Genomic DNA, 23,365 nt, shown 5'->3' with positions numbered 1-23,365 from the left:
AGGACTCCTCAGTGCGGCAGGTGGATCAGCTCGGGAGCGTCGGTGTCCAGCGGCACCGCCGGGCCCGGCACGAGGCTCAGCTGCACCGCGGGACGGGAGCCGAGAGCGGTGAACAGCCAGTCAGCCGCGGTGCGCCAGCGGTTCGCCGGCAGCGCGGTGAGGTGGTAGCCGCGGGTCACGACGCGAGCGGGCAGGCCCGACAGCGGCACGTGCAGCGGGTTCGCCGCGGCCTGCCACCCGCCGAGGTCCACGACGAAGCCGAGGTCGCGGTGGTCATACGCCCGGCGCCGGCCGACACCGTACGAGGCGGCGATGTTGTGGCCGGCCAGCCGGCCCTGCCGGACGGCGTGCTGGGCCGTCATCGGGGTGATGGCGCCAGGCTCGGCCGGGTCGGGCACCGCCGCGGCGTCGCCGCAGGCCAGGATCTCCGGACGTCCGGGGACGGCGAGGTATTCGTCCACCTGCAACCGGCCCTTCGTCATGGGCAGACCGGTGCTGCCCGCCAACGGGTCCGGCCGCACACCGACACACCAGACCAGGGTGCGCGACGCGACGAAACGGTCGTCGGTGAGCTTGACTCCGGTGGCCGTCGCCTCGGCCACCGACGTGCCCAGCTCCACTTCGACGCCCCGCTCGCGCAGCACGCGCTCAGCCGTCCTCGACAGCCGGTCGTCCATCCCGGGCAGCACCTGGTCGGCGGTGTCCAGCAGCAACCAGCGGGCGCGGACGTCCGCCAGCCGCGGATGCCGGCTCAGCACGTCGCGGGCCAGCAGCTGGATCTGCGCGACTACTTCCGTGCCCGTGTAGCCGGCGCCGACGACCACGAAGGTCAGCCGGGCCGCCCGCTCCTGCGGATCGTCGGCCGCGTCGGCCAGTTCGATCTGCCGGATGACGTGGTCGCGAAGGTGCAACGCCTCGGGGATGCCGCGGAAGCCGTGCGCGTTCTGCGCCACCCCGGGAATGGGCAGCAACTTGTTCACGCTCCCCGCCGCCAGCACCAGGCGGTGGTAGCCGAGCGTGCCCTGCTCGCCCTCCGGGCCCGACCACGACAGGGTCCGCGCGTCGATGTCGATGTTCTGCACCTGGCCGAGGACGAGCCGGGCCCCGGGCAGGTTGTCGCCGAGCGACACCGTCACCCGGCGTGGGTCCAGCACGCCGCCCGCGACCTCGGGCAACAGCGGAAGGTAGAGGAAGTAGTCGGTGGGATTGATCAGCACCACCTCGGCCGCCCCGCGGGCCTTACGGATCAGGGTCCGGGCCGCCTCGAAGCCGGCGAACCCGGCCCCCACGACAACGATTCTCGCGCGCGACATGGCGTCCTCCGGCCTGCGGTCCGATCCTTACCTTGGTCGCCTACCCCGACAAGAGAGCGGGAAACGAGGAAGAGGTCAGCGGCGAGGGCTGTGACGAAACACTCGGCTGTCAACGATCACGACACCAGCCAGGACCTCTTACTTTTGCCGACGGATGCGGCTCGGCTGGGAATAGGCCCGGACCGGGCTGCGCGGATGACGCTGGTTGTAGTACGTCTCGACGGCGACGGCAGCGGCCAGACAGACCAGGAGGACGACTCCCCAGCCCGCAGCCAGCCCGAGGACGGTCAACGCTGCCCACAGCGCTCCGGCGGCGGCGAAGAGCGCCGTCCGGACACCGCGCATGTGACCCCTCTCGTCCCGCGGCGTGGCCGCCATTTCCGCCTCGAGGCGGGCCGCGATCTCGTCGAACGCGAGCCTGTCCCGGTCGTCCGCGCTTGCGGAGGCCCTCCGCATCGCTTCGATGTCGGGGCCGGATCCGTCGTCTTGTGCCGGGGTCGTCGCCATGGTTCCGATCCATTCATCGTCGTGGGCCAGTCGAGATCGACGCCTTCACTCAGCGCGAACGAAGCGCCGAAACAAGCCATGGGATCGATGGTCGTACGTTCCGTTGGCGAGATGTCCGCGAGGAGATGACAGTCCCGTGACACCGCGCCGGGGTACCACCGGCCGGCCCCGGGTGGACAGGCAGTCATCGGACTGCGATGCTCCGGCCACCCGCGAGACTTCGCAGCCCTTCAGGAGCAGCACCGTGCCGACCGAAACCCATGACCAACGCGACGAGCCGGCCGAGCACGACGACTCGGTGCCCCGCCGCTGGCGCGCCGCCCTTGAGCACCTCGCCACCTCCACCCGGCAGATCCTGCGCAAGAAAGTCGTGCGTCGCGCCGGGCTCAGCGCGATGGTGGTCCTGGTCGCGTTCACCGGCATCTACGCCGGCCTACTGGCGGCCGGCCCGACCCGGTCGGATCTCGGCCCGTTCAGCGCCAGTTTCTCGCTCACACCGTCCTGGACCGGCGACACCGCCCTCGAAATTCCCCCGCTCGGCGCCATCGGCCTCGACAGCCACGACGGCCCCGCCCACCTGACCGTGCGGCTCGACGCGCTCGACCAGGACCGCACCTTCGCGCTGGCCAGCGACAGCAGCGGCCTCGAGACGGCGAGCCAGACCGCCGCCGCCGACGTCCGCCGCGGACTGATCGAACTGGGGCTACGGACCCTCGTCGCCGGGCTGCTGGGCACCCTGGTCGTCGCCACCCTCGCCTTCCGCAACTGGCGCCGGGTGCTGCTGAGCCTGGGGGCAGCCGTGGTCACCATGGTCGCGACCGGCTCGCTGGCCGCCACCACGTTCCGGGCCGACTCCATCAACGAGCCCACGTATCAGGGACTTCTCGTCAACGCACCGTCGGTGATCGGCGACGTCCAGCACATCGCCGCCCAGTTCACCCGCTACCGCGACCAACTGCAACGCATGGTCGGCAACATCAGCAAGGTGTACGCGACCCTCTCGACGCTGCCCGCCTACCAGGCGACCCCGGGGACGACCCGCGTGCTCCACGTCTCCGACCTGCACCTCAACCCGGCCGCCTGGGCCGTCATCGACGCCGTCGTCCGGCAGTACGACATCGACGTCGTAATCGACACCGGCGACATCAACGACTGGGGCAGCTCGATCGAATCGTCCTTCGTCGACCCGATCGGCTCCCTCGACGCCCCGTACGTCTACGTCCGCGGCAATCACGACTCGGAACTGACCGCGGCGGCCGTCGCCGCCGAGCCCAACGCCGTCGTCCTGGACAACCGGACCGCCACCGTCGCCGGCCTGACCATCGCCGGAATCGGAGATCCCCGCTTCACCCCTGACAAGCAGGGCGACAACGACTCCGCCGGCATGCTCGAGGCCTCCGGATCGGAGCTGGCCGCCACCATCGGAGCCGCCGGCGTCCCCGTGGACATCGCCCTGGTGCACGATCCCGCGTCGGCCGGACCGCTCAACGGAACCGTCCCCCTGGTCCTCGCCGGGCACCGGCACACGCGCGAGGTCAGCATCATGGACCCGATCCCGGAGCGGCCCCGGACCCGTCTCATGGTCGGCGGCTCCGCCGGCGGGGCCGGCCTGCGCGGGCTCGAAGGGGAGGCGCCGACCCCGCTGGAGATGTCGATCCTCTACCTCGGCCAGAGTCGCGTCCTGCAGGCGTACGACGAGATCACCATCGGCGGGACCGGGCAAGCCGAGGTCACCGTCAAGCGGCACATCGCCGATGACGACCTTCCGCCCCCGTCCAGTCCGCTCCCGACGGCCCCGGCAAGCCCGCCCGCGGAACCGGCCGTCAGCGCCCCGGTCAGCGCATCGCCGTCGTAACGCTCCGGGATGTCACACAACCGTCAAAGACCTGAAGCCTCGGTGCCGGGGACGGCGACCAGCTCAGGTCGGCGCTCATACACAACTGGCCGCGGTCAGACAGGAGCGCGACGCCATGACGACGACTACTTCCGACCGACTCGCACGGTGGTAACGAGCCAGCGGCCTGCCGTTGACGGCGATGTCCGTCGCGTTCCTCGCCGTCCACGCCATCCCCGTCCTCGCGCCCGGCCTCTCCGCCTCCGTACGACAAGCATGCGAGGTCGCCAACATCGTCATCTGGGCAGGGTTCGGGCTCGAATACCTCATTCGGCGCCCCGGCTGCCCTCGACGCCGAGCGGGGCGCACCCGACAGCTCCATCAACACCTACCCGGAGGCCCTGTGGTGGGCCGTCGTCACGATCACGACCGTCGGATACGGCGACTACTCCCCCGTCACCATCGAGGGCCGGCTGGTCGCGCTGACCATGATGATCGGCGGGATGGTCTCATCGGTTTCGTCACCGGCTCCCTGGCCGGCTGGATCGTCGGACGCATCGCGGCCGACGAGTCGACCGACCGGACGGCCGTGACCACGTCGGACCTGGCCGACCTGCGTGACGAGATCCGCCGGCTCCGAGCGGAGCTGGCCGGGCTTCGCGCCGAGCGTGATCCCGTCCCCGGTCCGGGCGATCCCTCGGCTGCTCCGGCCAGTCAGAGCTGAAAGACACGAACCTCTCACGCGAGCGGGCAGGTGCCGCGCGCAGTGATCGTCACAGCGGCCGGAGAGATTGAACGAAGACGTCGTGAGTCGCGGCCTCCCACCACCCACTACCACCACACCACACACACCGCACCCGAAAGGGCCTGTGTCGACTTCCTCCTCACGCCTATAGCTATAGACGGAGGATTCCCTGGGTCACCCCAGGGGTTTCCTGCTTCACAGGCGACTGCCCGTCCGGACATTCGTCCGTTGAGGTCTTACACCGCCTCCACAGGCAATCTCCGCCGGTCCACGCGGGTGGTGGGGTCAGCCGTCGTCGTACCGGTTGACCCTCATCATCAGCTGGTCCGCTTGCCGGGCGCCTCAGTTCAGCGGACCGTCCAGGCCGGCCGATTCCACACAGAAATCACGCCCGCGTTCGCAGGCGCGTCCTACATCATGCGCACCGACGGGGACGCCGCCTTCATGACGCCCCCTGACCGACCTCGACGCCGACTTGGCGGCATGCATACGGGAGGACCTCATGCATGCCGCCGAGAGCTGCCGACATCTCGTTGTCGACCTGAACGGCGTCGAGTTCATCGACTCCACCGCGCTAGGCATGCTGGTACGGGCGGCCCGGCAGGAGGCGTTGCCCGCGGTCCAGTCCATGCTCGGCCCGCCGCAGCGCTCACAACCGGCCGGTAAGGCGGGGCACGAAGTTTCGTTGACGGAGCCGCTCGGGATCGTCAACGCACTGAGACGGGACGGTGCACCAGCCGCACTACTGCCGGCGCACCTTCAGGAGTGAGGCTTCGCTCCGCAGAGCCTCGCTCCTGATCCCGGACACAGACAGGCGGTTCAGCAATGAGTGACAGTATGGACTTGGACATCACCCGCAACGGCAGCGTGCACATCGGAGTCGCCCAGCGCACGATCGGCACTTACGACGACTACTGGTCAGCCGTCGGCGATCTCGATCGGTTGCGGGGCAGTGACTTTCCCGTCGAACGGGTGACCATCGTGGCTGGCGGTCTGCACACTGTCGGTCAGGAGCAGGGGCAACTCTCGACGGCCGATGTGACGCGGCGCGGGGCCATCTCGGGAACTGTGATCGGCGCGGCGACGGGCTGGATGCTCGGACTGTTCGACCTGACCGAGACGTCACTGGGCCTGCCGTGGTTGATCGTCAACGCCGCGATCCTCGGAGCGGTCCTGGGCGCCGCCGTTGCGCTGCTCGGCTATGTCATCACGCGCGGGCGTCGCTCGTTCGTGGCGAACGTGCCGGTCCGCGCCGACCGGTACCACATCGTGGTGGACGCCGATCTCGCTGATCGCGCCGTCCGTATGTTACGCGAGGGCAAAGGCAAGCCGGACGAGTCGCCAGGCGCGTCCTCGCCGCGGACGGCCAGGGCCTGAACTGCCCACCGGCCAGGCCTCGTCACGGGCTCTGCTCTTACGTGAACCACGGAGGCGAACCCCTTGGGCCCGAATCACGTCGCCGCAGCCTTCTCCCGCATGGTCAACCTGAACCGCAGGAACGACAGGTACAGGGCGAAAGGACGGGCTATGAAGATCGCTAGCACGGCGAACAGCCAACCGGTCCAGAAGATGCCGGGGAGGCCCGCGGGATCGGTGCGCCGAACACCAGCAGCGCAGCCAGTTTGAACAACTCCGCGAGGTTCTCCGCGAAATACTCGAAAGCTTCCCATTGCCGATCAAGCCGGTGACTTTCCAATGCCTGACCGCCGTCGTCCGCGACGGGTATGAAATCGGCTTCCGAGTGTTTCGCCACCGCCGGCCTGAGCCGCGTCGCGGAAGCTGACGACTTGCGACGATCCACGGCGGCCGTCGTCACGGCTCTGTGATCCGGCTGCCGGACGCTCGCCATTCACCTCCGCAGAGACTCGGGTGAAAACCGCGCCAAGACACGACAGTTCTGCGACGCTGCCCCTCGCGCCACGACGACGCGGGTTTCATCCGATGACAGTTGCGTGACGCCCAGGGTTTCGCCGGACTGCCCGTCCGGAACGCGGGAACATCGTGGGAGACAGCCACACCGTGCCAACTCCGGAGTACACCGTCCGGGGAGATGGGGAGAGTGGTTCCCGTGCGAAATCGCCGTAGTCCGACGACCCTCGGCCGGGCACTGAGCGTGGTCGCGGTCGGCGGCCTGGGCATCGCGGGCTGTACCGTGCCCGCCGAAACGTCTGAATCCGCCGTAACCACACCGACTACGCGCCCCTCGGTCACCGCCTCCTTGATGACTCTGCGCAGCCTCGAGGTCGGCGACACCCTCACGACCACGGCTGCCGTCCAAACGATCCTGGCCGCATCGGCGTTCACCGTCGAGGACGCCGACCTGCCCGATCAGGGCATGCTGATCCTCGGCGAACGCCCGCAGGGCCTTCGCCCGCACAGTCTGGTCACCGTGAAGGGCACGATCGAGCGATTCGACTTCGAACGATTTTCCGGCACCTATCAACTCCCGTCGCCCGAGCCGTTCGAGAGGTTCGGCAACCGGAAGATCGTCGTCGCCGAGCGCATCCGCCTTTCCTGAGCCGCCGGCGGAAGAGGTTCCGGTAACCTGGGTCGTGGATCAGCGACGCCGAAATGTCGGACGAATACATCGCCGATGAGGGGCCTCATCGATCTCATGGTCGTGGTCTTCGCTCTGGTGCCGGTACTGTGGATCATTTCATTGTCGTTCAAGACGACCAGCACCCTGACCGATGGCCGGTTCATTCCGCAGGAATGGACCTTCGACAACTACCGGACGATATTTGCCACCGATCAGTTCGTGCGCGCTCTCGTCAATTTCATCGGCATCGCGCTCATCGCCACCTTCATCGCGGTTCTCTTGGGCATGCTCGCCGCGTACGCGATCTCGCGCCTGACCTTACCTCCGGGGCGCTGCGCATCGACGGGCAACGTGTCAACGACACGGCGCCCAAGGGCCGTGACATCGCCATGGTCTTCCAGTCGTACACGCTTCACCCGAACATGACTGTCGGCGAGAACATGGCGTTCCCGCTGAAGCTGGCGAAGATGCCGAAAGCGGAGATCGACTCCAAGGTGCGGGAGGCGGCGAAGGTCTTGGAGCTGACCGAGTTCCTGGATCGCAAGCCGGCCAATCTGTCCGGCGGGCAGCGCCAGCGGGTGGCGATGGGCCGGGCCATCATGCGTAGCCCCAAGGCCTTCCTGATGGACGAGCCGTTGTCCAACCTCGACGCCAAACTCCGCGTCCAGATGCGTACGCAGGTCTCGCGATTGCAGAAGCAGCGCGGCACGACCACCGTCTACGTGATGCACGATCAGACCGAGGCAATGACCCTGGGCGACCGCGTCGTGGTCATGCGCCGCGGCGTGGTACAAAGATCGGCGACCCGCAGGTCCTGTACGACGACCCGGTCAACTTGTTCGTGGCTGGCTTCATCGGTTCTCCATCGATGAATTTCCTCCCGGTCCAGGTCGAGGAGTCGGCACTGCGCACACCGCTGGGCGACCTGCCGTTGACCGAGCGCCTCCTCCGCCTGCTGTCGCAGGCCTACGCACCGCGGCAACTCATCCTGGGCGCGCGGCCGGAACACTTCGAGGACGCAACCGTCCGTTCCCCGGGCCGAACCCAGCCGGCGCTGCGCATCCTCTCCAGCCGATCCGTCACACTCGCCCTGAGCACCCGCTCTCAGTTGTCAACCGGCCGGACACAGTCAGGCGGGCCCGATGAGATCGGCGTAGTCGGAAGCCCTCAGCGGGTCCACGGCCAGGGTGCCATCGGCGCGGGGTACCTGCAGTCGCCTTCCGTCGCGGGTGAAGGCGACGCGCAGGACGTCAACCCGGGCGGTCAGAGTGCACACTATCTGCCCGTAGGCCAGCACTTCGTCGCTTCGGGCGCTGCCTTCATCAGGCTCTGTGACCTCTACGGTGACGGTCGATCCGGAACGATCCCTTGCGGCCAGATCCAGCCCCGACAAGGCGGTGGTCAGGCCTTGGTTCTGCTCGGCGCGGGTCGGGCCCGTGACGAGTTCGTCAAGTTGCTGTTGCACGCTCGGGAACGTGGCCACCCGGCGCACTGACTGGATCAGCCGGCCGTCCCGGACCATGCACACGACCTCACCGAATCCGCCCTGAGCGGCCTCGGGCGCCTGGTCGGCCGTGGGCTGCGCCAAAGGGTTGCGCGGCAGTTCCACGGCATGCGGCTCGTCCTGGGCCGGCACGCCGCACGCGGCAGACGATCCGATGACAAACAACGCGGTCAGCGCCAGCACCCGGATCCTCATCGCAGACACCCTTCGAGTTCGACGCGGAACCGTGCGCCACCTCCGGGCCGAGCACCGATCGTGACCTGGCCGCCGTGGGCGGAGGCATGCTGAGCGACGATCGCCAGCCCCAGTCCTGTTCCGTCGCCGTCACCACGGGAGTGCGCGGCCGGCCCGCGCACGAAACGATCGAAGATCGAGCTGCGGAACTCCTCGGGCACGCCGGGGCCGGCGTCGTCGACCTCGAGATAGCAGTCGTCGCTGTTGCCAAGACGACCACCGCGGATCGCGACCGGACCACCGCCGTAGCGGATCGCATTCTCCACCAGGTTGCACAACAACTGCTCCACCCGGCGCGGGTCCACGTACCACGAAGGCGGAGTGCCGGGGACGATCTCGACTATGCAGCCGACCACCGCACAGGACCGCGCGGCCCGCTCAGCGAGTGCGGCAATCTCGATCGTTTCGCGTTGCGCCGGCTGGTCACTACGGGCGAGCTCAAGAAGGTCGTTGACGAGAACCTGGAAGCGAGCGACCTCGGCGGCAATCATGTCGACTGCGGCCGCGGTGCGCTCGTCGAGGCCGTCGCGCCGGCGGTGGATCACGCTGACCGAGGCGGCCAGGGTCTGCAGGGGCGACCGTAGCTCATGGCTGACATCGGCGGCGAAGCGGCGGTCGCGTTGCATCCGGCGGTCCAGCTCGTCGGCCATGTGGTTGAACGACGTGGTCAGCCGGACCAGATCGGGTTCGGTGCGGGGATCGAGCCGGGCCTGCATGTCGCCGGCGCCGATCTCCTGAGCGGCGTCGGCCACCGCGGCCAGTGGTCGTAGCGCGTGACGGGTCACGTACCAGCCGACAGCGGCGCCACCGGCCGCGACCATGATCGCGACCGCCGTCAACACCAGGGCCAGCGCCTGCAGGGTGTTCTCCAGCTCCGCCAGTGACACGATCTCGTAGAAAACCGCTCCGTCGGCCAACGGCACCGCCACCACCAGGGCCGGGCCCTCGCCTCTGACGATGCGTTGCGCACCAGCCTGCCCGGCCGCGGCCATGTCCTGCGAGCCTCGCGGTACGGCCGCGCTCGCCGCCGGCTCCGCACTGCGGGAGTACCACTGACCGTCCCTGTACAGAAGCGCGTAGCGGTCGGCGCCGACGTCGACCGAGCGCAGCAGATCACCGACCTCGGGGTCAGCCCCCCGTAGGCCGGCGTTGACCACGGTGGCGTCGAAGTAGGTCGCTCGCACCGCCGTGCGTTCCCGTTCACGGAAAAGGGTGTTGCGACTGAGCTCGTACGACACCACCGTCACGCCCGCCGACAACACGAATGCTCCGACGGCGAAGGCTGCGCTCACCCGCGTCCGCAGGCCGACCGGTCTCACGGCAGCAGCTCGTAGCCAAGGCTCCGCACAATCACGGACCTCTCCCATCAGGTTGTCACGCATCCGTTGTATCGCTGCGCCGTAGTCGGTCCGGTCGCCGTCGTCGTCATCAGCGCCCGGCGAGAACGCCGGGGTGGACTACGTCAACGTAAAGGTGCCGACTCCGAGCCCGACCCGGAACCGCGGACGGGGCTCGATGAGCGCGATCGAGGTGCGCGATAACGTTAGAACCTCAGTTGCGCAGTGTTCACACAGACATGTGTCGGTTTCATGACCTCGCGCCGGGCCCGCCGCCGCCGGGCAAATATCACCAGCGACGAGACTTATGACAGTTCGTTGACAACCAGGCCGATCACCGCCCGCCACCGTTTTCCGGGCCCGCCGACGGGTAGGTCGTCCGGCAACGCCCTCGCGGTCGAGTAACCGAGGAGGTGACGAGGTGCGGATCCTGGGAGAGCGTTATCGCCTCGAGCGTGCGGTCGGATGCGGTGGCATGGCTGCCGTGTGGCAGGCGCAGGACCTCGTGCTGCACCGTAGGGTCGCGGTCAAGGTACTGGCACCGGGACTGACCGGGGACGCCGATCTGACACGGGCCGTCCTGGAGGAGGCGCGGGCCGCGGCCCGGCTTTCCCATCCCCGCCTCGCCGGGGTGCACGACTACGGCGAAACCACCGACGGTGATCGCCGGCAGCCGTTCGTCGTGATGGAGTTCATCGACGGGACGACGGTGGCTGATCACCTGGCGGCCGGCGGAGCGATGCCCTGGGCCGAGGCGCTGGCCGCCTGTGCCCAGGTCGCCGACGCGCTCACCGCCGCCCATCGGGCCGGCCTCGTGCACCGCGACGTGAAGCCGGGCAACGTCATGCTGACGCCGGACGGGGTCAAGCTCGTCGACTTCGGCCTCGCCGTCGCGGTCGGGCAGCTACCCGTCGATCCGTCCGGACGGCTGTGGGGTACCGCGCGTTACCTGCCGCCCGAGCAGCTCAGGCGTGAGCGTGCGGTCCCCGCCGGGGACGTGTACGCCCTGGGTCTTCTGTTGTTCGAATGTCTGGCCGGGAATCCGGCCTGGCCCGCTGACGGGATCGACGCGCTGCTGGCGCAACGACGTCGGACACCTGAGCCGATCCTGCCGGCGCCGGACGGGTTGCCCGCCGCCGTCGACGATCTCTATCGCTGGTGCCTGCGGGCGGATCCCGCCGACCGGCCGTCCGCGGCCGAGGTCGCGCGGCTCCTGCACGCGGCGGCACCGGCCGGCGCTTCGTCGCCGGCGACGACGGGGAGCCTTCGAGCCGAAGTCCCGGCCGTGCCGCCGACGCGGCCCCGACCCCCGCGCCGGTTCTCCCGGCGGATCGTGGCGATGACCGTCGCTCCGGCCGCCGTTCTGGCCGGTACGCTCGGCGCCAACCTCGTCACCTCGGCGGGTGAGGAGGCCGCGCAGGCCGGGGCCACCTCGGACGAGCAGGCGACCTTGTGCACGGCGAACTACTCGAGCAGCCGGCGCGCCGACGGTTCGTTCACCGCCCAGTTGCAGATGGCCAACACCGGTGAGGCACCGCTGACCGGCTGGTCTGCTCGTTTCACCGTCCCGGACGGCCACCACGTCACACGGATCTCCGGGCTCGAATGGAAACAACGCGCGGACCGAGTGACCGTGAGCGCGGACGACGTCTTGCGACCCGGTACCGCCGCCACTGTCACCGTCATGGGCACATTCGACCGCGCCGAGGACGCCACACCCACCGGATTCAGCCTCAATGGCTCGGAATGCGCGCGCGCCGTCACCCAGGTGCGCTCGTCGGACGACAACACCGTGGCGCCGGTAACGGCCGGACGCGACCGGCCCCGCGCCACAGAGGCTCGCTCGTCGAGGACCCGAGCTGCCGCCACCTCCTCACCCCGCACGAAGGCACCGGCCACGTCATCCACCGTTCCTGTCCGGCCGACGTCGCCCTCGCCGCTACCCACCTCGCCCGCACCGGCGACGAGCCGGCCGTCCGGCACAGCGCCGCCGTCGGCTCCCACCGGCGAGCCCCCGCGCGAAACCAGCGGCGAGCCGACGCCGACGCCGACGCCGAAGCACAGCGAACCGACCGAGCAGACACCGGACCCGACGCAGCCGACACCCGAGCCGACCATCGACCCGAGTGACGCCGATGCCGAGCCGACGACCACCGCGGACCCCTCGGACGGTTCGCTGGACCCGCCGGGCGAGATCGTCTGACCAGCCGCCGCGACGCTCAGGTCGGACGCGCGCGAGGTTGTGTGAGGCACCACCGATGTCGGCCATCATGGACGCGCTACCCGGCCGCATGGCCGGATAGCGCGTCACCGGTTTCGGTCAGGCCAGCCGGCGCCCCAGCGAGGCGGTCACCCGGTCCAGATAGATCGCCAGGACGACCACCGCGAGACCGCCCTCGACACCCCGGCCGATGTCGAGCTGGGTGATGGCCCGCACCACGACGGCGCCAAGGCCGCCCCCGCCGACCAGCCCGGCCACCACCACCATGGAGAGCGCCAGCATGATGGCCTGGTTCACACCGGCCATGATCGACGGAATGGCCAACGGTAGTTGGACATCGCGCAGGATCTGCCGGGGGCGGGCGCCAAAGGCCGTAGCAGCCTCGACCACCTCCGCCTCCACCTGCCGGATCCCCAGATCCGTCAGACGGACTGTCGGCGGCACCGCGAAGATGGTGGTGGCCACGACACCCGGCACCACGCCGATGCCGAAGAAAAAGACGGCCGGCAGCAGATAGACGAAGACCGGCATGGTCTGCATGAAGTCGAGCACCGGCCGCACCACCGTCCGCAGGCGGTCGCTGCGGGCGGTGAGGATGCCCAGCGGGATGCCGAGCGCCACCGCGACCGCCGAGGCCACCAGCACCACCGACAGGCTCTGCAACATCGGCGTCCACAGATCCATGGCCTGCACGAGAAGCAACCCGGCGGCCGCCACCGGCAGAGCCAGCCACCGGCGCAACGCCAGACCGGCCAGGGCGACCAGAATCGCGGTCAGCACCAGCGGATGCGGCAGCACCAGGACGTGGTACATGCCGTTGAGCAGCTGTCGCAGGAATTCCGCGACGGCGTCGAACAGACCAGCCAGGTGGGTCCGGAGCCAGTCGATGACGGAGGTCACCCACACGTCGATGGGAATGTCAGGCACCATGTCCGGTCCCGTCCGCGCGCAGGTCGGCGACGAACGCCGCCACGTAGTCGTCGGCTGGGTGGGACAGGATCTCCTCGCCGGTGCCGCTTTGTACGACCCGGCCGTCCCGCATGATCATAATGCGGGTCCCCAGCCGCAGGGCTTCGACCAGATCGTGCGTAACGAAAACGATCGTCCGGCGCTGTTCCGCCTGCAGGGACAGCAGCAACTCCTGCATCTCCCGGCGGATCAGCGGATCCAGAGCTGAGAACGGCTCGTCCATCAGCAGCACCTCGGACTCGGTAGCCAGGGCCCGGGCCAGGCCCACGCGCTGACGCTGGCCGCCGGAGAGCTCCGACGGGCGCGCGTCACCGCGATCCTGCAGTCCCACCTGGGCCAGCGCGGCGTCGGCCCGGGACAGTTGCTCCGCCTTGGCGGCCTTGCGTACGCGCAGCCCGTAAGCGGCGTTCTCCCGGACACTGCGGTGCTCGAAGAGACCGAAGTGCTGGAAGACCATGCCGACCGTACGGTTACGCAGCTCTCGCAGGGCGCTCGCGTCCATGTCCCTGATCGCCTGGCCACCGACGCTGATTCGTCCGGCGGTCGGCTCGATGAGCCGGTTCAGCATCCGCAGCACGGTGGACTTGCCGGATCCGGACAGCCCCATGACCACGAAGACCTCACCCCGCCTCACCTCGAAGCTCACGTCGTCGGCACCGAGGAAACCGCCCGCCGACCGGACAGCAGCCCGCCGGGCCTCGGCGTCGGCCCGGTTCCGTTCCACGAGCCCGGCCGCCTCGGCGTCGCGTAACCCGTACACCTTGGTGAGCTGGGAGACCTCGATCATGACTGGAGGACCGCGTCCGCCGCCGGGTCACCGGAGGTGGTCTTCACGCCGTTCAGCCAGGCCCGTACGGTGTCGGGATTGTCGGCGATCCAGGCCGACGCGATCTCCTCCGGCTTCTGCTTGTCCTTGTCGACCTGATCGATCCAGCGCGAGGCCGTCGCGGTGTCGACGGTGATCTGGGAGAGGAAGGTCTTGAGGTTGGCGTCGTCGCCGGCCAGACCGGCGCGGGTCAGCACCCTGATCTGGCCGGCGCCGGGCCAGACGTTGTCTGGATCGTCGAGGAAGGTGAGCTTCCACTCGATCGTCATCCAATGGGGACTCCAGCCCAGGAAGGCCACCGGCTGCTTCTTGGCGGCTCGCCGGTCGACCTCCGCGAGCATGGCCTCGGTGCTGGAGGGAGTGAGCTTCCAGTCACCCAGGCCGTACGCGTCGTCCTTGATGGCGTGCTGGATCGTCGCGTTGCCGGGGGCGCCGGGCTCGATGCCGAGGATTTCCCGGCCGAACTTGTCGCCGTGGGCGTCGAGGTCGGCCAGAGACTTGATGCCCAACTGCTCGGTCACGTACCCCGGCACGGCCGGCGCGTACTCCGTACCGGTCAGGATGGTCCCGGTCACCTCGGCCCGGCCGTCGTCGAGGATCGGCTGGAAGGTCTCCTTCTGGCTGGGCCACCAGTTGCCCAGGTAAGCGTCCGCCTGTCCAGTCGAGAGGGCCTCGGCCGCCAGCGGCACCGACACCTCCTGCGTGCTCGTCCGGTAACCGAGCCGATCGAGGATCTGCATGGCGATGCGGGTCTCGACCACCAGGTCCGCCCAGGGCTGCTGGACGAAACGGGCGACGTGCTCGCCCTCGGTCGTTCCTGCGAAGTCGTCGCCCGTCTCACCACTGCATCCGGCGGCGCCGCCCAGAAGCAGGGCAGCGGTCATCGCAGCGATAGCTTTCTTCCACATGTCTGGTCCACCCTCGGGGGATTCGATGACTACGGCGGCGGCCGGAGCACTGCCGGCCAGGCCACCGAGCGGGCGCCGCGCCCCCATGGCGGCACTGTTCAGACTTCGGCTGACCGGTGCGAACCTGGGGCTGCGGGCGCAGCCGCCTCCTTGTTTCTCGTCAGCTCCATGACATCACGCCACACAACACGAGCCAGTCATCGAACAGAGGTTTCCGCCCGCATAAAGGCGATATAAGCGGGCATTCTTGACACTGTTCTTCAGGTAAGTTGGCGCGAACGACTGGTAACAGTCATAAGATCGTCATATCGGACGTCGAATTACCGGCAGAGCTTCCGGCATGCGGCACCGGCATTCGTCGCTGGCAGCAGATAGGGTGCCCCGGTGAGCACCGGGTCCGACCGCTACCTCAGGGGAACCCTGCTCCCCTCGAGCCGGCCCAGCCCCGTACGAATCATGGGCATACGACTCGGGCTGGCGGTGGCTGCCGTCGTGGTCATGAGCGGCACCGTACTGCTGGACCGCGGGGGTTACACCGATAACCAGGACGGGCACGTCTCGGTGCTCGACGCGCTGTACTACGCGACGGTAAGCCTGTCCACGACGGGGTACGGCGACATCGTGCCGGTCTCGGTCACCGCGCGGGCGGTGAACGTGGCGGTGATCATGCCACTGCGGGTGTTCTTTCTGGTGCTGCTGGTCGGCACGACATTCGAGGTACTGACGGCCCGCACACGCCGGCAGTGGCAGCTGAGACGTTGGAGGAAACGGTTGCGCGAACACACCGTGGTCATCGGGTACGGCAACAAGGGACGCGCCGCCGTCAAGGCGATCCGCGAGGGCACCGAGGCCCAAGGTGAATTTGTCGTCATCGATACCGCGCCCCAGACGGCCGAGGAGGCCGCCGAAGACGGCCACGTCGCGGTGATCGGCGACGCCACGCGGGCCTTGATCCTGGGCCGTGCGGGAGTGGAGAGCGCGTCGCGCATCATCGTCGCGGCGGACCGCGACGACACGGCCGCCCTTGTCACTCTGAGCGTGCGCAAGCTGAACCGGGATGCCGTCATCGCTGTCGCCGTCCGCGCGTCGGAGAATGTGCCGCTGCTGCGGCAGAGCGGGGCCACGACCGTGATCACCTCCTCGGAGGCGGCGGGCCGTCTGCTGGGACTGGCCGCACAGAGCCCGGCCACGGGCGACGTGATCGGCGACCTGCTGATCCAGGGCCGGGGCCTGCACCTGATCGACCGACCGGTCCGGGCCGACGAGATCGGAACCACCCCCTCCGAGAGCGACGACCTGGTCCTGGCCGCCGTGCGCGCCGGCGAGGTGGTGCGCTACGACCGGATCGGCGTGTTCGCCGTCGGCGACCGGCTGATCCAGGTCAACACCCGCTCCTGACGGCGGTGAGGGTCGTGGTTCCGTGACAAGGTGATCGTCATGCCGTCGATTCGTCAGGGGTGGAATGTTGCCGCCGAGGTGTGGCGCACACAGCTGTGGCCTGTGCCCACATTGTGTGTCGTCCTCGCGGTGGGCCTGGGTGTCGTCCTGCCCCGCGTGGATGCCCGCATCGACGACGACCTGCCGGATGCACTGACCGCGTATCTGTTCAGCGGCGGCCCCGAGGCGGCCCGCACCGTGCTCTCCGCGGCCGCCGGTTCCCTGATCACGGTCACCTCCCTGACGTTCTCCCTGACCGTGGTGACGTTGCAGCTGGCCAGCAGCCAGTACTCGCCCCGGCTGCTGCGCACTTTCACCCGCGACCCCGTCGTGCACCTGTGTCTCGGCCTGTTGCTCGCGACGTTCACCTACGCACTGACCGTGCTGCGGACCGTCCGCGCCTCCTTGTCCGAGCAGACGGCCTTCGTGCCGCAGATCTCGGTCACGGTGGCCTTCGCGCTGACGCTGGCCAGCGTGCTGATCCTGGTCGGGTTCCTGGCTCACCTGTCGCGCCAGCTACGGGTGGAATGGATGCTGCGTCAAGTCCATGCCGAGACGAACGGAACCATCCGACGCGTGCTGCCCGGCAACGACGGCGACCCGGCGGCCCCGGCCGCACCGCCGAACGCTGCGCTGCTGTGTGCCACCAGTTCCGGGTTCCTGACCTCGATCGACGAACCCGGCGTGCTGGCCGCCGCGGCCCGGACCGGCACGGTGGTGGTGATCGACCGCAGGCCCGGCGACTCGCTCGTCGCCGGGACACCGATCGCCTCCGCGTGGCGCGACGACGGTCAGAACGTGAGCGAGGAGCAGAGGATCACTCTGACGACCTGCCTCGGCACGGCGGTACGCACCGGTTTCGAGCGGACCGCCACGCAGGACGTCGCCTTCGGAGTACGTCAGCTGGTCGACGTCGTCGTCAAAGCCCTGTCGCCCGGCGTCAACGACCCGACGACCGCGGTCCACGGGTTGGGCCACGTCGCAGCGGTGATGTGCGAGCTGGGGGTCAAGGACTTGGGGCCCCGACTGCTGCGGGACGACGAGGGGCAGGTCCGGGTGGTGTTAAGCCGACCGGACTTCGACGAGTTGCTGGAACTGGCGGTCGCGCAGCCGTGCCGCTACGGCGCCGCCGAGCCGGCCGTACTGTCCCGGTTGCTGGCCATGCTGCGCGAGATCGCCTGGACCACCACCGATCCGGCGCGCCGGGCGGCCGTCGGCCGGCAGCTCGACCGGCTGGCCGGCGTCGCCACCCGGCCGGACCTCGACCCGGCCGAGCGTGACCGGCTCGACGACCAGGCCCGGACCGTACGTGAAGCACTGGCCGGACGGTGGACCGCCTGACGCCGCTGCGCGCGAGGAGGTCCGCGGCGATTGGCGTAGCCATCGGTGAGCCCATAAATCGACGGTGAGGTGATGAGGCCCCGCGCTGCCCCGGCCGTCAGGTCGAAGGCGCGTCGCGGTAGCTGGCGGCGTAGTAGTCACCGACCTGCTCGCGATACTCCGGCGTGTCGAAGGTGCCCTTGTCGTACTCAGGAGAGTCCTTGATCTGGTCCTTGGTCCGGTCGACGTAGACCGCGCGGGCGTCGTGGTCGATGCGGTCGACCGTGCCGGCGGGCAGCAGCACCTTGCGGCCGAAGATCCACGGTCCGGTGTCGACCACCAGATAGGAGGAACCCACGTCGTACGTGGCCTCGTCGATCTTGCCGATACCGCCGTCGGTGGCCTCGACGTCGTAGCCGGCCAGGTCGGCGCTGGCCTGCTCGTCCGCACGGGCACTGTCGAGGCGGTCGGCATCGAGGGTGGGGTCACCGACGTCACGGGCGCCGGCCCCGCGGCCCGGGCTCACCGGGTCACGCCAGGTCCAAGGAACGAAAGCGAAAGGTCGCATGGCAGTCTCCTTCAGCAAGTGACGATGTACGTCTCCTTCGCGTACCCGTGCGCCCGCTGTCAAACCTCCGGGGCGGCGAGACCACGAACGTCACGACGGTGATTACACCGCAACCGTCGGGGTACGCCCCCGTGCCAGTCGTAGGCATGGGAGGACAGAAGTGACAGCGCATTCGCACGAGCCAGACGTGATCGAGCTGCTCAGGGCGCAGCACGGCGAGATGAGGTCCTTGCTCACCGAGGTGAAGGCAACCGAAGGCGAGCCGAAAGCGCAGGCCTTCGCGGAACTGGTGCGGCTGCTGGCGGTACATGGGAGTGCCGAAGAACAGGTCGTTCATCCCGCCGCCCGCAAACACGCCGGAGACGCCGTGGTCGACGCCCGCCTCCGCGAGGAGGACGACGTCAAGAACCTGCTGCACGAGCTGTACGATATGGGGCTCGAGGCCCACCGGTTCGAGACGCGATTCGCCGCCCTCGAGACTGCGTTGCTGAACCACTGTGCGCAGGAGGAGCAAATCGAATTCCCTGCACTCCGCGCCGGGTCGGACCCGGGCCGACTGCGGCACCTGGCTCTGGCGGTCCGCGCAGCCGAGGCCGTCGCGCCGAAGCGCCCTCATCCGGAGGCCGGCACCCGACCACTGATCAACCTGCTGACGGGGCCGCCGGTCGCGCTGTTCGACGAGGTGCGGGAGGCACTCGGTCGATGGCGGGAGTCGTCCAGATCCTGAAAGTTGGCTGCTGGCGCCGAAAGCCAAGGTGGTCGGCGAACAATAACGGACGTTCTTCGGCCGCCAGTTTCCCGTGCCGGTGTCGTTGACCGATGGCGAGCAGAACGCTGCCGAGGACATCGGTGGGGTGGCCTCGGACCCCCGGCACACCACGACCACTCGACGCAGCCACCCGGCCGTTGTTCGGCCTGTTCGCTATCTCAGGATGAAGTGCTTGGCGAGACTGGCTTCCGATTCCGCATCCAGAGTCGCGTCGTCGAGAGCAACGGCCGCCTGCTGGTCCAGATAGACGTTGACGCCGGGGACGGCGACATCGCTGTCCGCGGGTGCCGGCACGATCGACATGGCGTACTTGCGGTCATCGACTTTCTTGATGCTCAACCCGGCATCCGGGTAGGTCGCACTGTTGGTCATGCGCCGTAGCGCCTTGACGGTATTCGTGGTGACGGCAATCATGTCGGCTCCTTCTCGTCAACGAATGGCTTCTCTCTTCGCCACACAACGATGAGTTTCCGCATGCCCGTCATCCGCCCCGGCAATCTCGTTCTGGCCGGAAGTCACGGAAGCGTCATCGCATCGTCAAGACCGGGAGGTGTGCGAGCTGCTCCTTGACCACCACCGTTGCTGCCTGGAGCGCCAGCAGTCGCGCGCCTTCCCGTTGTCCTTCTACAACGACTTTCCGGTTGCCGGCTGGCACTGGGTGTCGCTTCTCGGGCCGTACAACGAGCGTCTGATGCGTGACTACGGCGCGACGAACCTCGCCCTGCTCGTGCTCACGGTCTGGGTGTGGCGCCGCCCGACCGCTGAGAAACTGTGCATGACCGGCAGCGCCTGGCTCGTCTACGCCGTCGTCCACTTCCTATGGCACCTGCTGCACCTCGAGGTCTTCACGACCTTGCACAAGGTCGGAAATGTGGTGAGCCTCGCCCTGATCCTGGGGTTCGCCGTAGCGCTGGTGCTGCCTGACCGCGCCGATGAGAACCGTGCGACCGCTGAAGCGTCGGCTGCGGCTCCTAGTCGAAATACAACCCGGTAGCACGCATCGAGGCTCCCACTGAGCCTGGCCGGTACTCGAGAACGCGGTCGTCTGTCGAGTGGTTGCTGGCCGAAGCGAGACGCGCTACACCACAATTTCCGGGCCGGGAGTCGTCGCCGACTGCGCGGGCGACGCGGCCAGCACCTCGCCGAGCTGAGCACGGCCGGTCACGCCGAGCCAAGGATAGATGCGGTAGAGATACGAGCTGACGGTGCGCGGTGACACGAAGAGCCGTTGTGCGATGTCGCGGTTGTTCAGCCCTTGGGCGGCGAGTGTGGCGATCTGCAACTCCGGCAGCGGCAAATGCCGAAACCCGCGGTCGCCTCCTTCGGTCAGCACCTGGCGCCGCAGAGCTGACTTTCCGACGCCGGCCGGTCCGTGCAGCAGGAGGGCCGAGCGCTGTGGATCTTTTCCCTTCCGCGACCACCCACCGACGGCCCTGTTCACCTATCGCACCAAAGACATCGACGCGCAGTTTCGCGGTGACCGCGCCGACGTGCTCACCGAGCGCTTCGCAGGTCTCGACGCCGGTGGCATCGTCACCGTAGCCCTCGACGACCTACGCCACGCCCCGCAGGCATTGTTCGACTCGGTCCATCAGGTGCGCATGCCCCGCTGGCATCGCGGCCGGGTCGCCCTCATCGGCGACGCCGCCTGGTGCCTGACGCTGTTCTCCGGCATGGGCGCGAGCTCCGGGATGATAGGAGCGGTGGCCCTCGGGGACGAACTGGACCGGGCACCCGGCTCGATCGAAGACGCCCTACAGGCGTACGACAAGAGAATGCGCCCCCTGGTACGCAAGCATCAGGGCTTGGCATACGTCAATGCCCAGCTCTTCGTCCCCTCCGGCGTCGCCGTCGCGAAACTCCGCGCCCTTATGCTGCGAACAGTGACGCGGCGACGGGTGCACTTGTGGTTGGGCCGTCCCGCCTGAGGCGCCGCGGACACAATCCGCCGGCGACGGCGAGTCTCTGATCGCCGGCGAGGGCGTTTCAGCGGCGAGCGCTCTGGCGAAATGCACGGACCACGGCGAGGGCGACACCGGCCACGACCGCTGCCATCGCAGTGACCCACACCCCTATCCAGGGTTCGGCGACAGTCACCAGATAGAGGCCACCCCACACACCTAGCGCGACCACAGCGAGCATCACGCGGATCGCTGTACGCCGCCGACGAGGACGAGCGTCGGCCACCAGCCGCGCGACGATCTCGTCGAATTCTCGATCACGCCTCTGGGTGTCCACTGGTCTCCTCCGTTCCGGCACGGCTGTTCCGGCTCCACAACTACTGTCCGTCCAGGGCGTCGACCGCTCTCTCCCATGACGGTTCCATGACAGCCGACGGCCACCGGAACCGGGCAGCATCGCCACCGCGTCTCAACACGATGAGCAGAAGAACTTTCTCCGTCTTGCTGGTCCTGGTCCTCGCGCTCGGTGGGGTAGCAAGCTGCGGCGACCCCGGAGCATCGCCTGCTACTGGTCCGTCGCCGCGCGCTTCGTCCGGCCCGGACATCTTGCCGTTGGACTTCACCCGTACAGGTGGTCTGGCCGGCGTCCAGGAACAGCTTCATATCGACGTCGACGGGACCGTCAACAGTTCCGCCCGGACGAGTTTCCGCCTTGACGCGGACCGCCTCACCGATCTGAGAAACGCGCTGTCCGACCCCGCATTGCTCGGCCCGGCACCCAGGTCCACCTCCGGGGCGGTGTGCTCCGACGGGTATCTCTACAGCGTCCGCACACCGACATGGGCAAGAACCACCGACGACTGCGCCGGGCCGCATCCGGCTTTCGACCGGGTCCTCCAGCTACTGATGGCGTGGGTTCATCCCAACCCCGCCGGCCCGTCGGACAGCGGTTCCCCATCTGCCGGGCGCCGCAGCCACGCCGATCTCAAATAGAGCGCGCCGGAGAACCCCGGCAGCGACGACGAGAACGGCACCAACGACGCGGCGTCCAACCTTTTCCGCCTGCGTGCCGACGCGAATCCCCCGATGTCACACAACCGTCAAGGTCCTGATGTCTCACTGCCACTGACGGCAAGCAACGTGAGCCGGTGACGCCGACTACCCGGAATCCTCTCGTACGGTGGGAGCGAGCCAGTGGCTTGCCCCTGACCGTGTTGTCCATCGCCTTCCTCGCTGTCTACGCCATCCCCATCCTGGCGCCCGGCCTGCCCAGCTCGGTGCGACAAGCGTGTGAAGTCGCCAACATCGTTATCTGGGCGGTTTTCGGCCTCGAGTACGTCATCCGGCTCGGCTTGAGCGGTAACCGGCCGGCTTTCGTGCGGACTCACTGGTTCGACCTGCTCGTACTCGTCCTGCCGTTGCTCCGGCCACTGCGCGCCCTCCGGCTGATCACCGCCCTGAAGGTGCTCAATCGCCGCACCCAGGCTCTGACCAGGGGACGTCTCGCCGTTTATGTGGCCGCCACCACGGTCTTGATCACGGTCGTCGGAGCTTTGGCGGCGCTCGACGCCGAGCGGGCCGCACCGGACAGCTCCATCAACACGTATCCCGAAGCGTTGTGGTGGGCCATCGTCACCATCACCACGGTCGGGTACGGCGACTACTCGCCGGTCACCGTCGAGGGACGCCTGGTCGCGCTGACCATGATGATCGGCGGCATCGGCCTCATCGGTTTTGTCACCGGTTCCCTGGCCAGCTGGATCGTGGAGCGGATCGCCGCCGACGAATCAGCCGACGACAACGAGACGACCGTGACCCGATCGGACCTCGCCGGCCTCCGCGACGAGATCCTCCAGTTGCGAACGGAACTCGCCGCTCTTCGTTCCACGTCCGCCGACGCGCAGGCTCCGCCTGATCGAGAGTGAACGGCATCTCTTTGTCACAGGAGCGTGCGGATGCCGCGCGGTGATCGTCACAGCGGCGGGCGACAGTGAAACGGAGACGCCGCGAATCGCGGCCGCCGCATCGAAGGGACTTGTGATGACCTACGTGATCAACACACACCGGCTGCCCGAGCAGACCATGGCGATCGCGATCGAACCGCAAGGCGAGATCGGTTCCGCGGAGGCGGCCGAGTTGTTGCGGGGGCGGTTCGGCATGGTCCTGGCGGCCACCGAGCCCGATCGCATCGTGGTCGACCTCAGCGCGGTCCCGTCCATCTCCGAGGCCGGGATCAAGGCCCTCGTCACTGGCTACGACAAAGCGTCGGAGCGATACGCGGACGTCGAGATCGTGCATGCCGCACCGCGGGTCCGTGAGCAACTCAGCCGGTCCGGCCTCCTCTCACTGATCAACTGACCGGCAAGCCACGGTCGTCATCGAATCGTCACGAGTCGGCGTGGCCGCTGCCATCTGGCCTGAGCAGATTGGGCG

27 protein-coding genes and 2 pseudogenes are annotated in these 23,365 nt (G+C 68.4%); 17 read left to right on the top strand and 12 right to left on the bottom strand.

Annotated features, from left to right (window positions below; translation table 11 throughout):
• Positions 1–8 precede the first annotated feature (8 nt).
• Entirely contained in the window at positions 9–1,313 is a 1,305-nt protein-coding gene (locus M1L60_RS44620; RefSeq protein WP_253243688.1) for an NAD(P)/FAD-dependent oxidoreductase, read from the bottom strand.
• A gap of 138 nt (positions 1,314–1,451) precedes the next feature.
• Entirely contained in the window at positions 1,452–1,820 is a 369-nt protein-coding gene (locus M1L60_RS44615; protein WP_253243687.1) for a hypothetical protein, read from the bottom strand.
• Between the two features lie 244 nt (positions 1,821–2,064).
• Here M1L60_RS44615 and M1L60_RS48170 point away from each other — a divergent pair, with 244 nt between their 5' ends.
• The 4 genes and pseudogenes from M1L60_RS48170 to M1L60_RS44595 all read left to right on the top strand — a co-directional run bounded on the left by M1L60_RS48170 (position 2,065) and on the right by M1L60_RS44595 (position 5,776).
• Complete coding sequence (locus M1L60_RS48170; protein WP_253243686.1) at positions 2,065–3,675, top strand: metallophosphoesterase family protein; 1,611 nt, start codon at positions 2,065–2,067, stop codon at positions 3,673–3,675.
• A gap of 154 nt (positions 3,676–3,829) precedes the next feature.
• Positions 3,830–4,378, top strand: a pseudogene (locus tag M1L60_RS48605) (ion channel); the annotation flags it as partial.
• 475 nt (positions 4,379–4,853) lie between these two features.
• Complete coding sequence (locus M1L60_RS44600; protein ID WP_256518677.1) at positions 4,854–5,168, top strand: STAS domain-containing protein; 315 nt, start codon at positions 4,854–4,856, stop codon at positions 5,166–5,168.
• Between the two features lie 74 nt (positions 5,169–5,242).
• Entirely contained in the window at positions 5,243–5,776 is a 534-nt protein-coding gene (locus tag M1L60_RS44595; RefSeq protein WP_253243684.1) for a general stress protein, read from the top strand.
• A gap of 160 nt (positions 5,777–5,936) precedes the next feature.
• On the opposite strand, the gene M1L60_RS48600 is transcribed toward M1L60_RS44595, so the two are convergent.
• Positions 5,937–6,215, bottom strand: a complete 279-nt coding sequence (locus tag M1L60_RS48600; RefSeq protein ID WP_438862222.1) for a hypothetical protein — start codon at positions 6,213–6,215, stop codon at positions 5,937–5,939.
• A 297-nt stretch (positions 6,216–6,512) separates the two neighbouring features.
• Here M1L60_RS48600 and M1L60_RS44585 point away from each other — a divergent pair, with 297 nt between their 5' ends.
• From M1L60_RS44585 to M1L60_RS48595, 4 genes and pseudogenes are all read left to right on the top strand, one after another.
• Complete coding sequence (locus tag M1L60_RS44585; protein WP_253243683.1) at positions 6,513–6,917, top strand: hypothetical protein; 405 nt, start codon at positions 6,513–6,515, stop codon at positions 6,915–6,917.
• Positions 6,918–6,992: 75 nt separating this feature from the next.
• The gene (locus tag M1L60_RS48165) at positions 6,993–7,364 is read left to right on the top strand and encodes a hypothetical protein (protein ID WP_438862224.1); all 372 of its coding nucleotides are present in this window, start codon (positions 6,993–6,995) and stop codon (positions 7,362–7,364) included.
• Positions 7,271–7,810: an ABC transporter ATP-binding protein gene (locus M1L60_RS44575; RefSeq protein ID WP_438862223.1), complete on the top strand. Its 540-nt coding sequence runs from the start codon at positions 7,271–7,273 to the stop codon at positions 7,808–7,810. Before M1L60_RS48165 ends, M1L60_RS44575 begins: the two co-directional genes overlap by 94 nt.
• Positions 7,807–7,890 (top strand): annotated as a pseudogene (locus tag M1L60_RS48595) (hypothetical protein); the annotation flags it as partial. The gene M1L60_RS44575 and the pseudogene M1L60_RS48595, both read left to right, overlap by 4 nt.
• 177 nt (positions 7,891–8,067) lie before the next feature.
• Here M1L60_RS48595 and M1L60_RS44570 read toward each other — a convergent pair.
• The gene (locus M1L60_RS44570; RefSeq protein ID WP_253243682.1) at positions 8,068–8,637 is read right to left on the bottom strand and encodes a GerMN domain-containing protein; all 570 of its coding nucleotides are present in this window, start codon (positions 8,635–8,637) and stop codon (positions 8,068–8,070) included.
• On the bottom strand, positions 8,634–9,968 hold the full coding sequence (locus M1L60_RS44565) for a sensor histidine kinase (protein ID WP_253243698.1): 1,335 nt from the start codon (positions 9,966–9,968) through the stop codon (positions 8,634–8,636). The genes M1L60_RS44570 and M1L60_RS44565 overlap by 4 nt, the downstream gene beginning before the upstream one ends.
• A 466-nt stretch (positions 9,969–10,434) precedes the next feature.
• Here M1L60_RS44565 and M1L60_RS44560 point away from each other — a divergent pair, with 466 nt between their 5' ends.
• On the top strand, positions 10,435–12,216 hold the full coding sequence (locus tag M1L60_RS44560) for a protein kinase domain-containing protein (protein ID WP_253243681.1): 1,782 nt from the start codon (positions 10,435–10,437) through the stop codon (positions 12,214–12,216).
• Between the two features lie 117 nt (positions 12,217–12,333).
• Here the strand turns inward: M1L60_RS44560 and M1L60_RS44555 are convergent, their stop codons facing one another.
• From M1L60_RS44555 to M1L60_RS44545, 3 genes are read right to left on the bottom strand one after another with little or no spacing between them, the layout of a single operon-like run.
• Entirely contained in the window at positions 12,334–13,164 is an 831-nt protein-coding gene (locus tag M1L60_RS44555; RefSeq protein WP_253243680.1) for an ABC transporter permease, read from the bottom strand.
• On the bottom strand, positions 13,154–13,990 hold the full coding sequence (locus M1L60_RS44550; protein ID WP_253243679.1) for an ATP-binding cassette domain-containing protein: 837 nt from the start codon (positions 13,988–13,990) through the stop codon (positions 13,154–13,156). Before M1L60_RS44550 ends, M1L60_RS44555 begins: the two co-directional genes overlap by 11 nt.
• Complete coding sequence (locus tag M1L60_RS44545; protein ID WP_253243678.1) at positions 13,987–14,937, bottom strand: ABC transporter substrate-binding protein; 951 nt, start codon at positions 14,935–14,937, stop codon at positions 13,987–13,989. Before M1L60_RS44545 ends, M1L60_RS44550 begins: the two co-directional genes overlap by 4 nt.
• Before the next feature lie 384 nt (positions 14,938–15,321).
• On the opposite strand from M1L60_RS44545, the gene M1L60_RS44540 reads away from it, so the two are divergent.
• Complete coding sequence (locus tag M1L60_RS44540; protein ID WP_253243677.1) at positions 15,322–16,335, top strand: potassium channel family protein; 1,014 nt, start codon at positions 15,322–15,324, stop codon at positions 16,333–16,335.
• 39 nt (positions 16,336–16,374) lie between these two features.
• Positions 16,375–17,715, top strand: a complete 1,341-nt coding sequence (locus tag M1L60_RS44535) for a DUF2254 domain-containing protein (RefSeq protein WP_253243676.1) — start codon at positions 16,375–16,377, stop codon at positions 17,713–17,715.
• Between the two features lie 97 nt (positions 17,716–17,812).
• Here the strand turns inward: M1L60_RS44535 and M1L60_RS44530 are convergent, their stop codons facing one another.
• A complete protein-coding gene (locus tag M1L60_RS44530; protein ID WP_253243675.1) occupies positions 17,813–18,262 on the bottom strand; it encodes a PRC-barrel domain-containing protein in 450 nt (149 codons plus the stop codon).
• 187 nt (positions 18,263–18,449) lie between these two features.
• On the opposite strand from M1L60_RS44530, the gene M1L60_RS44525 reads away from it, so the two are divergent.
• The gene (locus M1L60_RS44525) at positions 18,450–18,989 is read left to right on the top strand and encodes a hemerythrin domain-containing protein (RefSeq protein ID WP_253243674.1); all 540 of its coding nucleotides are present in this window, start codon (positions 18,450–18,452) and stop codon (positions 18,987–18,989) included.
• A 195-nt stretch (positions 18,990–19,184) separates the two neighbouring features.
• On the opposite strand, the gene M1L60_RS44520 is transcribed toward M1L60_RS44525, so the two are convergent.
• Complete coding sequence (locus tag M1L60_RS44520) at positions 19,185–19,445, bottom strand: hypothetical protein (RefSeq protein WP_253243673.1); 261 nt, start codon at positions 19,443–19,445, stop codon at positions 19,185–19,187.
• Between the two features lie 136 nt (positions 19,446–19,581).
• Here M1L60_RS44520 and M1L60_RS44515 point away from each other — a divergent pair, with 136 nt between their 5' ends.
• Positions 19,582–20,025 carry a hypothetical protein gene (locus M1L60_RS44515; protein WP_253243672.1) on the top strand — a complete coding sequence of 148 codons (444 nt, stop codon included), beginning with the start codon at positions 19,582–19,584 and terminating at the stop codon, positions 20,023–20,025.
• A gap of 84 nt (positions 20,026–20,109) precedes the next feature.
• Here the strand turns inward: M1L60_RS44515 and M1L60_RS48160 are convergent, their stop codons facing one another.
• Complete coding sequence (locus M1L60_RS48160; RefSeq protein WP_253243671.1) at positions 20,110–20,472, bottom strand: response regulator transcription factor; 363 nt, start codon at positions 20,470–20,472, stop codon at positions 20,110–20,112.
• Positions 20,473–20,521: 49 nt separating this feature from the next.
• Here M1L60_RS48160 and M1L60_RS44505 point away from each other — a divergent pair, with 49 nt between their 5' ends.
• Positions 20,522–20,959, top strand: coding sequence for an FAD-dependent monooxygenase (locus M1L60_RS44505; RefSeq protein WP_253243670.1), 438 nt, complete (start codon positions 20,522–20,524; stop codon positions 20,957–20,959).
• Between the two features lie 58 nt (positions 20,960–21,017).
• Here M1L60_RS44505 and M1L60_RS44500 read toward each other — a convergent pair whose 3' ends face one another.
• A complete protein-coding gene (locus tag M1L60_RS44500) occupies positions 21,018–21,269 on the bottom strand; it encodes a hypothetical protein (protein WP_253243669.1) in 252 nt (83 codons plus the stop codon).
• A gap of 275 nt (positions 21,270–21,544) precedes the next feature.
• On the opposite strand from M1L60_RS44500, the gene M1L60_RS44495 reads away from it, so the two are divergent.
• The 3 genes from M1L60_RS44495 to M1L60_RS44485 all read left to right on the top strand — a co-directional run bounded on the left by M1L60_RS44495 (position 21,545) and on the right by M1L60_RS44485 (position 23,290).
• Entirely contained in the window at positions 21,545–21,925 is a 381-nt protein-coding gene (locus M1L60_RS44495; RefSeq protein WP_253243668.1) for a hypothetical protein, read from the top strand.
• Positions 21,926–22,080: 155 nt separating this feature from the next.
• Entirely contained in the window at positions 22,081–22,857 is a 777-nt protein-coding gene (locus M1L60_RS44490) for a potassium channel family protein (RefSeq protein WP_438862221.1), read from the top strand.
• Positions 22,858–22,897: 40 nt separating this feature from the next.
• Positions 22,898–23,290: an STAS domain-containing protein gene (locus tag M1L60_RS44485; RefSeq protein WP_253243666.1), complete on the top strand. Its 393-nt coding sequence runs from the start codon at positions 22,898–22,900 to the stop codon at positions 23,288–23,290.
• Positions 23,291–23,365: the final 75 nt, after the last annotated feature.

The organism is Paractinoplanes aksuensis, from assembly GCF_024137025.1.
Taxonomy (GTDB): domain Bacteria; phylum Actinomycetota; class Actinomycetes; order Mycobacteriales; family Micromonosporaceae; genus Actinoplanes; species Actinoplanes aksuensis.
Note: the sequence above shows the minus strand (reverse complement) of the source record. Positions and strands in the feature narration are given on the sequence as shown.

Coding starts and splice junctions, on each gene's coding strand:
- M1L60_RS44520 (WP_253243673.1), bottom strand. CDS start 19,445: ATGATTGCCGTCACCACGAATACCGTCAAGGCGCTACGGCGCATGACC.
- M1L60_RS44530 (WP_253243675.1), bottom strand. CDS start 18,262: ATGCGACCTTTCGCTTTCGTTCCTTGGACCTGGCGTGACCCGGTGAGC.
- M1L60_RS44535 (WP_253243676.1), top strand. CDS start 16,375: ATGCCGTCGATTCGTCAGGGGTGGAATGTTGCCGCCGAGGTGTGGCGC.
- M1L60_RS44545 (WP_253243678.1), bottom strand. CDS start 14,937: ATGTGGAAGAAAGCTATCGCTGCGATGACCGCTGCCCTGCTTCTGGGC.
- M1L60_RS44550 (WP_253243679.1), bottom strand. CDS start 13,990: ATGATCGAGGTCTCCCAGCTCACCAAGGTGTACGGGTTACGCGACGCC.
- M1L60_RS48165 (WP_438862224.1), top strand. CDS start 6,993: ATGAGGGGCCTCATCGATCTCATGGTCGTGGTCTTCGCTCTGGTGCCG.
- M1L60_RS44570 (WP_253243682.1), bottom strand. CDS start 8,637: ATGAGGATCCGGGTGCTGGCGCTGACCGCGTTGTTTGTCATCGGATCG.
- M1L60_RS44555 (WP_253243680.1), bottom strand. CDS start 13,164: ATGGTGCCTGACATTCCCATCGACGTGTGGGTGACCTCCGTCATCGAC.
- M1L60_RS44615 (WP_253243687.1), bottom strand. CDS start 1,820: ATGGCGACGACCCCGGCACAAGACGACGGATCCGGCCCCGACATCGAA.
- M1L60_RS44620 (WP_253243688.1), bottom strand. CDS start 1,313: ATGTCGCGCGCGAGAATCGTTGTCGTGGGGGCCGGGTTCGCCGGCTTC.